Below are 15,646 nucleotides of genomic sequence, written 5' to 3'. Positions count from 1 at the left end.
TGGAGATTGGTGAATGACCGCAACAAAGGTCGAATGAGGTAGTGACAACGGTATGTCAGTAGGGTTTGAAGATGATTTTCCTACAAAAAAAAGAGCCAGCCCTGTGGGCTGACTCTCGGTATTTAGCTGTCGATTTATGACTAAAAGATATACTTATTATCTGCAATCATCGCGTCAGCGATCTGACGGCGGGCATCTTTGAGGTTCATCGGCTCAATTTTGGTGAATCGTTTTAGACCCATTAACATACCCCGTAATTCATCGCCTTCGGCAAAGGATGTGATAGCTGCCCGGCCAGCGTTGTTGACCTTCTCAACGGCTTCGTGCAAATAAACCAGTGCCATTTGCTTCTGTAGGGCAACCGCTTCTTCACCTTTGATGCCGATCAGTTTTTCAACACGTAGTAGAACAGATTCCGCTACGTACACTTCAATCGCCATATCGGCTACGTTCATAAGAATCTCTTGCTCGTTCGACAGCGTCATCATGAATTTCTGCACGGCAGCCCCCGATACCATCAGAGCCGCTTTTTTCAGATTCTTCAGGACTTTTTTCTCGGCAATGAATAAGCCTTCTTCTTCATCCGAACCGAAATCTGGAATCGACATGATTTCTTTGGCAACGGCCATGGCTGGACCCATCAGGTCAAGTTCACCTTTCATCGCCCGTTTCAGCATCATGTCCACCACAAGCATGCGGTTGATTTCGTTCGTGCCTTCGAAAATTCGGTTGATCCTGGCGTCGCGGTAGGAGCGATCCATAGGAGCATCGGCCGAATAGCCCATACCACCATATACCTGAACGCCTTCATCGACCACATAATCCAGTACTTCCGATCCGTGGACTTTCATGATCGCACATTCGATGGCGAACTGCTCCAGCGCTTTCAATTTCGCCTGCCCGTCTTCCATTCCCTGCCCCTTGAAGTCTTCAATCAGGTCGTCGATGTTCTGTCCAGCCCGATATGAAGCCGTTTCTGAAGCATATATTTTCAGTGCCATTTCGGCCAGTTTATGCTTGATGGCACCAAACTGAGAGATGGCCGTTTTGAATTGTTTGCGTTCGTTCGAATAACGAATGGCGTTGTTAAGTACTTCTTTCGAACCACCAATAGCGGCAATGCCTAACTTGATCCGACCAATGTTCAGAATGTTTACGGCAATCTTGAACCCGTTGCCACGCTCCGACAACAAATTCTCGACTGGCACTTTCACATCGTTGAAGAAAATCTGACGCGTATCAGAGCCTTTGATTCCCATCTTATGCTCCGGCTCATTCATCGTGATGCCTTCATATGTCCGCTCAACGATGAAGGCTGAGAGATTTTTGTCATCATCAATCTTCGCGAACACAATATAAAGATCAGCAAAACCACCGTTGGTAATCCACATCTTCTGGCCATTCAGAACGTAGTGTTTACCATCTTCAGTAAGGACTGCTTTGGTTTTGCCAGAGTTAGCATCTGAACCAGAATCGGGCTCAGTTAAGCAGTAGGCGGCTTTCCATTCGCCACTGGCTAATTGCGGTAAATATTTCGACTTCTGGTCGTCGTTGCCGTAGTAGACAATTGGTAATGTACCGATACCCGTATGCGCCGACAGAGCCACTGAAAACGAGTGGCCAGCACCAGTCACCTCGGCAACCAGCATGGATGTATTGAAATTTGTGCCAAAACCGCCGTACTGCTCAGGCACCGATGTGCCAAGAATGCCCAGTTCACCGGCTTTGTCCATCAGCGACGAAATCAGCTCTGGCGATTTGGCATTGTCGATTTCATTCAGACGTGGCCATATTTCCCGCTCCAGAAACTCGCGACAGGTAGCCGCAATCATCAGTTGCTCTTCAGTAAATTCTTCAGGGATAAAGACTTTGGCGGCTTCAGTTTCTTTGATCAGGAACTCGCCACCCTTAATGGAGGCTTTAGGCTCTGTCGCAATCATATTGCAGTCAGTTTGTTATGCTTGCATACTAATTATACGACAAAGAAAATCATTTCAAAATTAGTATGCAAGCATACTAATAATATTTTTCTCCTGAGCGCTCTAACCTACTAATCGGTAAGTGTAGATGTCGCAAATAACGTAATTTGCATACCATCTGGTGCCTGAATTCTGGATACCTCACTCCAAGGAGCGGTTGTAGGAAGGGCAACCGAAGTCGCTCCACCGTCGATTAGTTTCTCGGTTGCGGTGGCAATAGGCTCACTAACCCGCAACGCCAACCGAACAGGCCCTGAAACCCGACTGCCTACTTCAATCTGGTCGATCCGTGCGGCATGTTTAGCATCGATCAATTCGAGAGATGCCCGACCCGCATCCAGAATAATACCGTTTCCCGCTTCTTCATGCCATTCTTTCGATGTTGCCAGGCCGACTGTATCTCGGTAGAAACTGATCAATTCGTCCAGATTTTCGACAGTGAGAATAAGTCTCAACTCTTTTATGGCTTTTTCCATGATATGTTTTAGCGTGTTATTTAATCTTTCCCAACACCTTGTCCAGATTAACCGTTGCGGTGAGGTAGTCATAAACTGCTTGTAGATAATTCGATTTGGCTTGCGTTAGGGAAAGTTCTGCATCCGACATATCTAACCGGGAGGCAATGCCCTGTTTCCAGCGGTCGCGGGTGATACGGTAGCCTAATTCGGCGACCGAAATGGTTTGTTGCTGGGTTTGAATCCGAAGCCGTGCTTCTTCTACATTAGCGAGCCCAATCTTTACTTGAGCCCGTACAATCTCTTTAAGGTTAGCCAGTTGCGTGTTGCTTTGCTGACGGGTAATCTGTGCCTGTTGAATACGAGAATTTGTCCGGAAACCCGTAAAAATTGGGACATTCACTTGTAGGCCTACGTATGAACTCACTGGCCATTTGTAATCGCCAAACTGAAAATTATTAGCCTGCGACTGAGCTTGCGCCAGACCAATCGCCGATAGCTTCGGCTGCTTCTCGGCGATCTGTTGGACAATTTGCTCCTGATTCAGCTTTTCCAGTAATTCCAATCGACGTACTTCGGGTCTTGCCTGAACAGCATCCAGAAAAACGTCTGTTCCGGGAGAAATGAATAGAGCTTCGTTGTAGAGAAGAGAATCCTGAAGTTCAATGGCTTCTTGTTCATCCAGACCCATCGTCTGCTTCAAAATCGTTTTGGTAATACCAATCCGGTTCGTCAATTGGATCAGCGTTGGGCGCAGGTTTTCAACCGTAACGAAGGCACGTAGTGTATCGACGCGTGAAGCTCTTCCTTGAGCCAATAAGGATCGCGAATCTTTTAGTGCCTGCTCGTTGCGGGCAATGCTCTGTTGCTGTAATCGAAGTTGCTCCTGCGTAATCAATACGTCCAGATAAGCCTTCTTCACATCCGTAACGACGTTGGCCCGCACAGTCGTCAACGCTTCGGTCGTGGCCGATTCGTCGATCTGCGCTACTTTGATTCCCGATCGAACACTGGTTTGGAAAAGCGGCTGCGATACAGCAACACCACCCAACAAGGCATTTGATCCGCCGACCCGAAAGGTTGCCACTTGATCGTCGCCAAGGCCAACAAAACTGCCGGGTAGGAAGGAGACCTGTTTATTGAAGTAATATAAGTATTGCGCCGAAGCAGCTACAGTCGGTAAGGCGTAGCCTCTCGCTTCCACTACTTTCTGAGTAGATTTTGATGTCTCCAGTGTAGCGACCTTTAAGTCCCGATTTTTGTCAAGCGCTAGCTTGACTGCATCGTCCATTGTTAATTGCCGAACCTGGGCCAGTGTCACCTGACCGAGAGCCAGATGCGCAAAAGCTAAAAACAGGACGACGATATAATTCGTGTGTTTCATGATTAATGTTGTTGTAAAAAGATGTTGGTGTAGTGGGTGTTAGCGATGGTTTCTGTATGACCCCGACGGGGGTCAAATGTTTATAGAGAAAGCCATTACGCTATAAACATCTGACCCCGTCGGGGTCACACCAGCACCTAACTCAATTCTACGTGTTCAATGGCCAACTCCACCTCTTCCTGCTTGTGTTTGGGCGTTCTGGAGAAATAAGAATACACCGCCGGGATGATGTAAAGCGTTAGCAAACCCGCGAACAGGAGGCCACCAACGATTACAGTTCCGAGCGAATTGCGGCTATTTTCGGTAAGCGCAATTGGGATTGTTCCGAAGATCATTGCCAAACTCGTCATCAGAATGGGCCGGAAACGGGAGGCTGCGGCTATTTTGGCGGCTTCCAATGTATTCATTCCTTCTTCCTTGCTCTGATTCGCGAATTCGACAATCAGGATACCATTTTTGGTAATCAGGCCAATTAGCGTAATGATGCCAATCTGGCTGAAGATGTTGAGCGTCTGATCGAAAATCCACAAGCTGAGTAGAGCGCCTGTCATCGCCATTGGTACGGTGAGCAGGATGATAAATGGATCGACCAGACTTTCAAATTGGGCAGCCAGAATCAAATAAATCAGAATCAGGGCAAACACAAACGCATAGAGCAGGCTCGATGAGCTTTCGGCAAAGTCGCGTGATTCGCCCGCAAGTGACGTTTTAATCGTGGGCGGCAAAACTTTCTGAGCAATTCGGTTCATTTCAGCAACGCCGTCGCCGATGGTTTTTCCCGGCACCAGCCCTGCTGAAACAGTTGCCGAGATAGCCTGATCGTAGCGGTAAATTGCTGCCGGACTAATACTTTCCCTAAACGAAACCAGATTGTCCAGCGAAACCACATCGCCTGTTCGGGTGCGCACATACATGGACTTGAGGTCGTAAGGTGTGTCGCGATCCTGGCGCTGAAGCTGACCAATGACTTCATATTGACGGTCGTTGAAAATAAAATAGCCGTACCGCTGCCCACTGAGCGCCAGTTGCAAACCCCGAGCGATTTCGGAAACGGATATGCCTAATTCGGCGGCTTTATCCCGATTAATCTGAAGCACTAGTTCGGGTTTGTTAACCTTCAGGTCCGAGTCTGCGAAGCGTAGAATCGGACTTTTGCGGGCCTCGTCCATGAACTTCGGCAATACGTCTGTGATGGCAGCCAGATTAGTGCCCTGTAACACAAACTGAACGGGCTGGGACTGCCCAAATCGACTACCAATGGTTGGCGGTTGAACTGGAAATACCATTACCCCTCTGAAATTCTGGGCATTCCGCGAATAGGTGGCGAAGACATCGGCCTGTGTGGTTTTCCGCTCGTCCGCTTTTTTGAGGAAAGTGTTTTGGATAGCTATGTTAACCGGCGCCGGTGGGCCAAAGGTGAGCGCCAGAATGGAATACGTCTGGAATAATCCTTGTGTAGAATCGACCGAGAATTTGGCAATCTCGTTCATGTACTTTTCCGTGTATTCGTACGACGACCCTTCTGGCGCAACGACGGCCAGACTGATTTGTGAGCGATCTTCCAGCGGAGCCAGTTCAGAAGGTAGTTGCTTGCCGATAAGATAAATCAAACCGAACGTAACGATCAACGTTGGGAAGGCGACCCAGCGAAAGCGCAGGAACCAGCCCAGCGATTTTTCGTACCCTCGGTTCAAGGCCACGAAATACGGCTCTGTTGTGCGATAGAGCCAGTTGGGTTTACTGTGCCGTTTGAGCAAATAGGCGCTCATCATGGGCGAAAGTGTCAGAGCCACAAAGGCCGACACAATTACCGACCCTGCTACAACCACGGCAAATTCCTGAAAGAGCTTGCCGGTAATCCCCGGTAGAAATAAAATCGGAAGGAAAACGGCGGCTAGCGTAATGGTCGTTGAGATAACGGCAAAATAGATTTCCGATGACCCTTTAAATGCAGCCTGCAAGGGCGACATGCCTTCCTCAACTTTCGCATAGATGTTTTCCAGAACGACAATGGCATCATCGACAACTAATCCAATGGCCAATACCAGGGCTAACAGGGTTAGAATATTGATGGAGTAGCCCGCTACGTACATAATGAAGAAGGCCGATACGATGGAAACCGGAATGGCCACGACCGGAATAATGGTCGAAAGCCAGTCACGCAGGAAGAGGAATAGAATCAGGATAACCAGACCGAAGGCGACGAATAGTGTTTCTTCTACTTCGGAGATCGAGTCACGAATTGGTTCTGTGAAATCCTTTCCGATAGTTAATTGATAATCAGCTGGAATTTCTTTTCGTAATTCTTTCAGCCGACGGTAAAATTCATCGGCAATGGCTACGGCATTGGCTCCCCGTTGTGGTTCAACAAAGACACCGATCGTTGGAGAATTTCCTTTCAGGCTGTTCAGGATGGCGGTTCGCTCGTTTTCGGCACCTAATTCGGCATAACCAATGTCTTTGAAACGAATAATACTGCTGCCTTCCTGCTTGACGATCATGTTGTTGAAATCGTCCTCTTTAGTCAGCCTGCCCAACGTGCGCACCGTCAGTTCGTTTCGGTCACCTTCAATTCGGCCAGACGGTAAATCCACATTTTCTTTTCGTAATGCCTGCTCAATGTCTGACGGTGTTAATTGATACGCTGCCAGTTTTGCCGGGTCGATTCGAAGCCGCATGGCGTACTTTTTCTCTCCGGCAATACCCACCCGTTTTACGCCGGGAATGGTCTGCATCCGCTCTTTGATGACGGTAGAAGCAATATTGCTGACTTCCAGAATGCTGCGCGTTTTGCTTTCTACGGCCATGAAAATCACGATGTCGCCACTGTTCGCTTTCTCCACAATGGGTGGATCAACATCGCCGGGAAGCAACCGCCGGGCTTTCGTTACTTTGTCGCGAACGTCGTTGGCTGCGGCTTCCAGATCAGCATCGAGGTTAAACTCAATGGTAACCACGCTGGCCGCTTCACGCGATACCGACGATATTGTCCGGATGCCGTTTGCCTCGCCAATAGCTTCTTCCAATGGTTTGGTAATCTGGTAGGCAATAACGTCTGGACTGGCTCCCGGATAGGTTGTTGTAACGGTAACGATGGGCGAATCAGTGACGGGATATTCCCGAATTCCCAGATAGGTAAGTCCAACGAAACCAAATAAAATAATCAGCACAGAGAGTACTCCGGCCAATACTGGCCGTTGAATACTAATTCCCGATAAACTCATGATTAGGTAAATTTTGGGTCAATAATGAATGCGCTAAACGCCTAATTGACAGAAGAAATAGTAACAGGAACACCCGTGTCGAGCCGAAGTAGATTGGTAGTTAATACGGTATCGCCGATGGATAAGCCACTCAGAATCTGAACTGTGCCTTTGGTGCGACTGCCGGTTTTTACGTCTCTATGTTCTGCTTTACCGTGGTTGAGTCTGAATAGCGAGTACCCTTTGGCGGTAGGAATCAACGCTTCCGTAGGAATCAGAATTCCATCCTGAGCGATGTGTAAAGCAAAGGCGATTTTGGCCGATGAACCCGGAACAAGTTTGCCGTTTTTGTTGTCGCTAACGGCTTTCACCAATAAACTCCGCGTGTTGGCCTCCAGCTTAGGTTCGGTCGCTGTGACCTTGCCTACGAATTGTTGACTGCTATTTTCGGTCGTAAAGCGAATGGCCTGTCCAGCCCGAACCTCAGAAGCGTATTTCTCGGGAATCGTGAAGTTAATTTCTACCCGACTTAAATCGTCAAACGAGCTCAAAACAGTGGCTGGCGTTACGTAAGCGCCAACATCGACACGCTTCAAACCCAGCCGACCTGAGAAGGGTGCGCGGATTTCAGTTTTGGCCAGATCAACATCGATCATGGCTAACTCGGCCTGTAATACGTTCAGATTCGTTAAAATCTTGTCGTATTCCTGCTGATTGACAGCTTCGGTGGCAAGTAATTCGCGGAACCGCTTTTCGTCCAACTTGGCGAGTTTTTCCTGGAGGACTATCTTTTGCTTTTTGGCGAGCAGATCCGCGTCATCTAATTTGAATAATAGCGTTCCCTGATTAACGTAACTGCCTTCGCGGACATAGGCCCGAATCAATTTTCGCGCTACTTCACTGACTAAATCCACTTCCTGATTAGCTGCAATAGTACCTGTGGTTTGAAGCTCGTCGGTAATTGTTTCCCGTTTTACGACGAAAACGTCAGATGCAACTTTGTTGTCAGAAGCGGGTAGTGATGAGGATTTGCTAGTTGACGACTCTGGTTTGTTGGAGAAAATTTTTGGCGTGATGAAAAAAAGGGCTACCGTGAAGGCTACAAGACCTACGATGAGCGATTTTGTTCGATTGCTTAGCGTTTTCATAATGAACGAGGTTGTATTGTTTTAATGTTCTATGATTATCGAACTTTATTGTTTTATGGATGTCGAACAAGGGTGTACTCCAGATGGTTTCCTTCATCTGAAAAAACAGTGAATTATTTTCGGCTGTCTGATCGTTGTAGTGGCAATTACTGTAGCTACTTCGTTTTCCTACAGTAGATAGAGAATTGGAAGAAAATGGCTTATGAAACAGTACCAGCACCCTACCGTTGACCAAATTAGTTTAACCTGTGTACTCCATGCGCTGAGTGATCCGGTTCGATTAAATTTTGTCCAATGTTTGGCACAGCTTACATGCGAACAACCGTGCGGAGCCATTCCTACACCGGTTGCCAAATCGACCATGTCGCATCACTTACGGGTATTGCGCGAGGCTGGTATTATTCAAATCCGAACAGAAGGCACGCAGAGTTTGACCTCACTTCGGTCGCATGAGTTAGAAACGAAGTTTCCTGGAGTATTGGATTCGGTTCTGAAAGCCGCAAGTAGCACGAGTTCTGTGGAGGAGGTGTAGGATTCTTAAAATTGCCTACATTTGAATTTTACAAATAAGGCTATGGACATTATCTCACTTGATGAGTTCTATAAAGAAATCGCTCCTGTCGAAGGGGGAGTCGTAAACTCTCTTTTACCAGAGGGAATAAATAAGGAAATCGGCCACTTCAATATATTTAGCATGGCCGATCTTATGGCCAGATACCGGGACAAGCCATTCATGCCCTATAACCGGAGGGCTTATTATAAAATAAGCTTCATTAGTGGCCGCAATAGGGCCGAATATGCCGACAAGGTCATTGATATTGAGAAAAATGCGCTCCTGTTTGCAACCCCTAAAGTCCCCTATCATTATTTGCCGCAGGATATGGATCAATCAGGCTATTTCTGCGTCTTCACCGATGAGTTTTTAATCCAGTCTAAAAGCGGTGTAGTTCTGGATGAGCTGCCTATTTTCCAGCCCGGCGGTTACCCTATCTTCCAGCTTTCGGATGAAGAGTCTGACGATATACGATTCATATTCAAGAAAATGTACAAGGAGTTAGCGTCGGACTATGCCTATAAGTATGACCTAATTCGCAATTACGTTCTTGAACTGATTCATTACGGACAAAAATTGCAGCCTGCTACGTCTTTGTATCCTACTCATACAGCATCAGCCCGCGTTTCCTCGCTATTTGTTGAGTTGTTAGAGCGACAGTTTCCGATAGAATCGCCCCATCAGAAACTCAGTTTACGGACGGCTAAAGATTACGCGGAACGACTAGCCATTCACGTCAATCACCTCAATAAGGTTTTAAAGGAAAATACGGGTAAAACCACCACCGATATTATCAGCAGCCGGATTGTTCAGGAAGCTAAAATCCTATTAAAACAAACCAACTGGAATATTTCTGAAATCGCTTACAGCCTGGGTTTTGAAGAAGTGGCTCATTTCTCTAACTTCTTCCGTAAACAGACTTCCCTTTCTCCTGTAGCCTTTCGTGCATAAACCCTTTGATTTGAATTTTGCAACTATTGGATTGATGTTCGCAAACAGTCACCCTGACGTCTAATCTACCTTTGTTCCATCAAAACATCAGCAGAAGATGGAACTGAGCAACAACACAATTCTAATAACAGGTGGCACTAGTGGCTTTGGTTACGAATTTGCCAGCCAGCTACTTAATCTTGGAAACACAGTTCTTATAACAGGACGTGATCAGACCAGGCTTGACCAGACCAAGAAAAAATTACCCAACGTTCACACGTTTCAAAGTGATGTGAGCAATCCAGAGGCTATTGCCCAACTGTTTGAGAAGGTGACCCGGCAATTTCCCGACCTCAATATCCTGATTAACAATGCGGGCGAAATGCGCAAGCTCAACTTGCTCGATCCTATGCTTGACCCGGAAAATGTCAATCGGGAAATTGCCATCAACTTGTCGGGGCCAGTTCGTATGGTGCAGCAGTTTCTGCCGCATTTGATGGCCAAAAAATCGGCAGCCATTTTGAATGTAACATCCGGAATTGCCTTCGTTCCCTTTCCATTATCGCCAATCTACGGGGCTACAAAATCGGGTCTTCGGGCTTATACGCAAGCGTTGCGCGTGCAGTTGAAGAAGACCAATATAAGGGTATTTGAACTAGTTGCGCCGGGCGCCAAAACACCGTTAAACGATAAGTTCGAGGGCGACGTAGACAGTGGAATGATGATGGAGCCTGACAAGCTGATTGCCGTCGCCATAAAAGGAATGATGAAAGACAAGCTGGAAATCCTGCCAGGCATTGCTGTCGTCCTGAAATACCTAAGCCGAATAGCGCCAAACTTTCTTTTCAATCAGATGAGTAAAGTAGCTGAGAAGTCACTGGCTCAATCATTCCAACTAGCGGTGCTTTAATAAACAAATTTTATTGTCCATAGAGCATGCTATTAAAGCTCTGTGCCTCTGTGATTAAAAATTAAGCGTAGTAATTAACCAACAAATTGAACAATGACAACCAACAGTAAAATCGCTTTGGTCACTGGCGGAAGCCGTGGCCTGGGTAAAGACATGGCTCTTCGCCTTGCCCAAAAAGGTATCGACGTAATTCTAACCTATAACAGTAAACAGGACGAAGCCCTGGCAGTAGTCACTGAAATTGAAAAGACAGGTCAAAAAGCCGCAGCTTTACAACTCAATACCGGCGACACAAAAAGTTTTGACGCATTTTTCGGTCAATTAGCCGCAGCCCTGAAAGACACGTTTGCCACCGATCATTTTGATTTTTTGATCAACAATGCAGGTATTGGTCTTAGTGCTTCGTTTGCCGAAACGACCGAAGAGCAGTTTGATCTACTAATGAATATTCATTTTAAAGGCGTCTTCTTTTTATCCCAAAAAGCACTACCACTTATTCATGATGGTGGCCGAATCATTAATATCTCTACAGGTCTGGCCCGCTTTACGTCACCCGGCCGCGCCGTTTATGCATCTATGAAAGGAGCAATTGAGACATTAACCATGTATATGGCCAGTGAACTTGGTTCACGTGGTATTGCAGTCAATATTGTAGCACCAGGTGCGATCGCCACAGACTTTAGTGGTGGTGTAGTGCGGGATAATCCACAGGTAAACCAGCACATTGCCGGAATAACGGCTTTAGGTCGGGTCGGGCGTCCAGATGATATAGGCGGTGTAGTTGCTTTTTTATGTACCGACGATGCGAAATGGATCAACGCACAACGTATTGAGGTGTCAGGCGGCATGCATCTGTAAGGCAAAAGAATTTATTAGCAGGATTGTATTGTTTCAGTCCTCCCTGTTTTTTAACTAAACCAACCCGCCATGAAGATCATAAGTGGAATACTCATTTTAATTACCGTCTTCTTTAGTATTAAACACGGATGGGCTGGCATAACGAATAATGTGAAGCCCGAAGAAGCGAAACTGTTTACGGAATTAGGTTTTGGGAAGCCAGTTATGCTGCTGATCAGTATTCTTACGCTGGCCGTTGGGCTGTTGGTTTTATTTCCACAAACGTTCTTTAGTGCTAATCTTATTAATGCAGCGGTGATATTGCTTATTCTGGCTTTCCAGGTTAAAGCACATAATATGAAAGCAGCCTTAATCGAAATACCTTTTTTGTTGATGCCTTTAATAATGATCTATTTGGGACATCCACTTAAGAAGTAGAGGCTATTTAAGTGTTTTCTGTTGATTTTTTGTCATTCCGACGCAAGGAGGAATCTCAAGCTTGACTAATGAGGAAATTTGAGATTCCTCCTTGCGTCGGAATGACAAAAAGTAACCCTAGATTATCGTAAAGTCTTAAAACTAACGATAATCTAGGGTTACCTACTTTGAAACTGTACCAACTACAGATTCAGAGCCGCAAATCAATTCAGCCGCTCAAAAATCCCGGCTACGCCCTGGCCACCGCCAACACAGGCAGATACCATTCCGTATTTCTGATCGCGACGACGCATTTCGTTCAGCAACTGCACCGATAAGCGAGCACCAGTCGAGCCAAGCGCATGACCCAAGGCAATAGCACCGCCGTTTGGATTGATTTTACTTCGGTCGAGGCCCAATTCTTGTATAACGGCTAGTGACTGGGCGGCAAAAGCTTCGTTTAATTCGATTAGATCAATGTCGTCCTGTTTTAGACCTGATTTCTTGAGCGCGATAGGAATGGCTGCCACTGGGCCGATACCCATAATTTTAGGCTCGACACCCGCCGTAGCATAAGAGACCATCCGAGCGACAGGCTGCAAATTCAACTCATTGGCTAACCGCTCCGACATAACAACCACAAAGGCAGCTCCATCTGAGGTTTGGGATGAGTTACCAGCCGTTACCGAACCGCCAGCTGCAAACACAGGCTTCAATTTCGCCAGGCCTTCAGCACTGGTGTCTTTCCGTGGGCCTTCATCTTGCGATACGGTCCATTCGCGCGTTTTCTTCTTATTGCTTTCTGCATCGAAATAGGTTTCGCTTACCTTGATCGGTACGATTTCGTCGGTGAATTTCCCTTCTTTCTGAGCAAGCAACGCTTTTTGATGCGATTCGAGCGCGAATTCGTCCTGTGCATCGCGGCTAATCTTGAATTGTTGGGCAACTTGTTCTGCCGTTAAACCCATACCAATATAATAGTCAGGATGAGCTTTGGCGATTTCGTAGTTCAGTGCTGTTTTCCATCCCATTACGGGTACTAGCGACATGGATTCTGTACCACCGGCAATAATACAATCAGCCAGACCCGCGTGGATTTTAGCCGAAGCAATAGCAATGGCTTCCAACCCCGAACCACAATACCGATTTATGGTCATACCAGGTACACTATTGGGCAATGAAAGAAGGGCAATATAACGGGCAATTTGCATGCCCTGTTCGGCCTCGGGCACGGCGTTTCCTACAATAAGGTCTTCAACACGCGCTGGATCGAGGTTAGGTACCTGACTTAATAAATGCTTGATTACTTCAGCCGCCATATCGTCGGGGCGGGTGAAACGGAGACCTCCGCGTGGGGCTTTTCCCACTGCAGTACGGTAACCGGCTACAATGTATGCGTCCATAAAAGCAATGTATTTACTGGTTAAGCAGGAAATTTCTAGGATAACCGATTTTCTGTCTGATTAATTGCCAGAGCTAATAAATTATTATGCAAGCATACTATTTTTCTTAATAAACTCCAAGAAGGCGTTAAGGAGTTAACTGTCTTCTGAAAAAGGCCCAGGCTTCGAGATACACATTAATGTCGTTCGGATAGTCGTGTTTACCGCCAATTACTTTCAATAACGTAACTTCTGGCTTGCCTTTTTCTTTATATGTATAGCGCTCAATTGTTTTGAGATCATTCGGATCTGTATCGGGTAATAGCTCTTTGAGAGGTTGTTTTTTGTACCCTGCCAAGTCTGCCCAATAATGAAACGTACGCTCAGTAGAACGAACAAGCCCCATACTAATACTCCCAGTTATTACTTCTCCACCTTCATAAGGATTCGTTTGATCGGCTGTACCATTTACAATCATCACGGGAATCGCGATTCTTTTTTCGGGGCAATCCAGGTTGTTTGTATCAGGGAGATTGGCAATCAGAGCTGTTATCGCTCTAAACTTTTCGGGCATAGTTAGCGCAAGTTTGTAGGCCATATGACCTCCTCCTGAAGTGCCGACGGCGAAAACCTGCTTCGTATTGATCTGGTATTTTGCAGCGAAATAGCTGATCATTTGACCAAAAAATGCATTTTCATTAATGTCTTCCTTGTTAGCTATTGTGCTTGCCGTTTTACGGCATTCATTCCAGTATCGTTTATAACCATCCGGGTAAACCAGCAGCAAATTCTCAGTATCCGCTTTTTCTTCCAGTTTATCGGCTCCTTTTCGGGCTCCTTCGCCATTTCCTCCCGAACCATGCAGAATGAAAATTAACGACGAATATGCTTTGGCTGGTTTTATAAAATGAAAGACCCGATAATGACCTTCTATTAAAATAGAATCAGTTAATAATGGCTTTTGGGCTGATACTGTGCCGAGGCCAAGAACCCAGAAAAAGAGTAAGGATCGTATCATAAAATAGATAGGAAAAGTGTAAGCAAATTTATCTCCTTGTGACATAAAGTACTCAAAGCATATTCATACTCCATAAACGAAAATGGCCGCTCATAAAGAGCGGCCAATAATCAAAGTCAGTCAAAAAAATCAACTAAATCAATGGTCAGAAATGGCGGTCACCCGCTTCCCGCTTCCCAAGCATAACTGCTCCAACCATCGCGATTATGAATAAAATAGACGCTAATTCGAAGGGTAGAATATAGCTGCTATAGAGCAGTTGCCCTAGATTCTCAACCAAACCTGTTTTACTGTTGAACGAAGCGGTATTGACCACAGGTACCTGAGCACTTTTGGCCCTGAAAATGGTAATGAGCATCACCATCAACAAACCGCCGACAACTACGGAAGCCATTTTTGTCAGATTTGTCTTTGACTCCTCATCTTCTTTCCGAAGATTCAGGAACATGATCGTGAACAGGAATAAAACCATAATGGCTCCTGCATACACGATGATATTCACTGCGGCCAAAAACTGAGCATTCAGCAAAATATAATGTCCAGATAGGCAAAAGAACGTAGCAATGAGGGCCAGAACGCTATAAATTGGATTTCGCGCTGTTACTACTCCAATCGCACTAAACAAGGTAAGTGCCGTTAGAAGAAGGAATAGATAGCCGGTAGGCGTCAGTGTTTTAAAAAAGTTAAGTGTCTCAGTCATAATCAGTGGTCAGAAATTGTCAAGTGTGGTCAGAAGCTGTCCAAATCCAGCAAGTACCCATTATTGGCAATACTTGGCTATTTTTGCTGCTCCTGACAATGAATGACAGTTTTACTAGGTAGCAGCTCGTGTCAGGCTTGGTTCGGTTGGCGTAGCTTTTACCTCAGAGTTGTTTACCCGAATATACCGATCGTCCATTTTTTCAACCAGCCGATCTTTGCCATAGATTACCTCATCGCGCTCCTGGAAAACCGGCACCATCCGATCGTGGCGAAGATAAACAGCCTGTTTGGGACAAGCTTCTTCACACAGACCGCAGAAGATACAACGTAGCATATTGATCTCGTATACAGCCGCGTATTTCTCTTCCCGATACAAGCTTTCTTCGCCTTTTTTGCGTTCGGCTGCTACCATCGAAATGGCTTCGGCTGGGCAGGCAACTGCGCACAATCCGCAAGCTGTGCACCGTTCTCGACCCTGCTCATCGCGTTTCAGAATATGATGTCCCCGATAAATCGGCCCAAGATATTTCTTGACCTCTGGGTACTGAATGGTTGGCTTTTTACGAAAAAAGTGACGAATCGTGATGGCCAGACCACCAATAACAGCAGGCAGATACATCTTCTCTGCCAGTGTCATTTCCTTATTGCTAACCTGCTTGGAGCGGTTTGTTAATTGCATAATAGTAAGGCGTTTGTAGTTATAATCAACTTCGGACTACAAGCTATAA

General features: G+C 46.2%; 14 protein-coding genes. 5 read left to right on the top strand and 9 right to left on the bottom strand.

Annotation, left to right across the window (positions count from 1 at the left end):
- Positions 1-140: 140 nt before the first annotated feature.
- From GO755_RS06880 to GO755_RS06860, 5 genes are all read right to left on the bottom strand, one after another.
- Complete coding sequence (locus GO755_RS06880) at positions 141-1,940, bottom strand: acyl-CoA dehydrogenase family protein (protein WP_157583981.1); 1,800 nt, start codon at positions 1,938-1,940, stop codon at positions 141-143.
- Between the two features lie 110 nt (positions 1,941-2,050).
- Positions 2,051-2,455 (bottom strand): VOC family protein, encoded by a 405-nt coding sequence (locus tag GO755_RS06875; RefSeq protein WP_157583980.1) that lies wholly within the window; start codon positions 2,453-2,455, stop codon positions 2,051-2,053.
- 16 nt (positions 2,456-2,471) lie between these two features.
- Positions 2,472-3,818 (bottom strand): TolC family protein, encoded by a 1,347-nt coding sequence (locus GO755_RS06870; protein WP_157583979.1) that lies wholly within the window; start codon positions 3,816-3,818, stop codon positions 2,472-2,474.
- Between the two features lie 137 nt (positions 3,819-3,955).
- The gene (locus GO755_RS06865) at positions 3,956-7,042 is read right to left on the bottom strand and encodes an efflux RND transporter permease subunit (RefSeq protein WP_157583978.1); all 3,087 of its coding nucleotides are present in this window, start codon (positions 7,040-7,042) and stop codon (positions 3,956-3,958) included.
- Between the two features lie 41 nt (positions 7,043-7,083).
- A complete protein-coding gene (locus GO755_RS06860; protein ID WP_157583977.1) occupies positions 7,084-8,169 on the bottom strand; it encodes an efflux RND transporter periplasmic adaptor subunit in 1,086 nt (361 codons plus the stop codon).
- Positions 8,170-8,371: 202 nt separating this feature from the next.
- Here GO755_RS06860 and GO755_RS06855 point away from each other — a divergent pair, with 202 nt between their 5' ends.
- The 5 genes from GO755_RS06855 to GO755_RS06835 all read left to right on the top strand — a co-directional run bounded on the left by GO755_RS06855 (position 8,372) and on the right by GO755_RS06835 (position 11,837).
- The gene (locus GO755_RS06855) at positions 8,372-8,701 is read left to right on the top strand and encodes an ArsR/SmtB family transcription factor (protein ID WP_157583976.1); all 330 of its coding nucleotides are present in this window, start codon (positions 8,372-8,374) and stop codon (positions 8,699-8,701) included.
- Between the two features lie 42 nt (positions 8,702-8,743).
- A complete protein-coding gene (locus GO755_RS06850) occupies positions 8,744-9,673 on the top strand; it encodes a helix-turn-helix domain-containing protein (protein ID WP_157583975.1) in 930 nt (309 codons plus the stop codon).
- 97 nt (positions 9,674-9,770) lie between these two features.
- Positions 9,771-10,562, top strand: coding sequence for an SDR family oxidoreductase (locus GO755_RS06845; RefSeq protein ID WP_157583974.1), 792 nt, complete (start codon positions 9,771-9,773; stop codon positions 10,560-10,562).
- Positions 10,563-10,655: 93 nt separating this feature from the next.
- Entirely contained in the window at positions 10,656-11,420 is a 765-nt protein-coding gene (locus GO755_RS06840; RefSeq protein ID WP_157583973.1) for an SDR family NAD(P)-dependent oxidoreductase, read from the top strand.
- Between the two features lie 69 nt (positions 11,421-11,489).
- The gene (locus GO755_RS06835; RefSeq protein WP_157583972.1) at positions 11,490-11,837 is read left to right on the top strand and encodes a hypothetical protein; all 348 of its coding nucleotides are present in this window, start codon (positions 11,490-11,492) and stop codon (positions 11,835-11,837) included.
- Between the two features lie 203 nt (positions 11,838-12,040).
- Here GO755_RS06835 and GO755_RS06830 read toward each other — a convergent pair whose 3' ends face one another.
- The 4 genes from GO755_RS06830 to GO755_RS06815 form a co-directional block, all read right to left on the bottom strand.
- Positions 12,041-13,219 carry an acetyl-CoA C-acyltransferase gene (locus GO755_RS06830; protein ID WP_157583971.1) on the bottom strand — a complete coding sequence of 393 codons (1,179 nt, stop codon included), beginning with the start codon at positions 13,217-13,219 and terminating at the stop codon, positions 12,041-12,043.
- A 127-nt stretch (positions 13,220-13,346) separates the two neighbouring features.
- Positions 13,347-14,216 carry an alpha/beta hydrolase family esterase gene (locus GO755_RS06825; RefSeq protein WP_157583970.1) on the bottom strand — a complete coding sequence of 290 codons (870 nt, stop codon included), beginning with the start codon at positions 14,214-14,216 and terminating at the stop codon, positions 13,347-13,349.
- A 145-nt stretch (positions 14,217-14,361) separates the two neighbouring features.
- Positions 14,362-14,916: an NADH-quinone oxidoreductase subunit J family protein gene (locus tag GO755_RS06820; RefSeq protein ID WP_157583969.1), complete on the bottom strand. Its 555-nt coding sequence runs from the start codon at positions 14,914-14,916 to the stop codon at positions 14,362-14,364.
- Positions 14,917-15,030: 114 nt separating this feature from the next.
- Positions 15,031-15,597, bottom strand: coding sequence for a NuoI/complex I 23 kDa subunit family protein (locus GO755_RS06815; RefSeq protein WP_157583968.1), 567 nt, complete (start codon positions 15,595-15,597; stop codon positions 15,031-15,033).
- Positions 15,598-15,646: the final 49 nt, after the last annotated feature.

This window comes from Spirosoma arboris (assembly GCF_009754945.1).
Classification (GTDB): Bacteria; Bacteroidota; Bacteroidia; order Cytophagales; family Spirosomataceae; genus Spirosoma; species Spirosoma arboris.
This window is presented reverse-complemented; position numbering and strand designations above follow the sequence as displayed.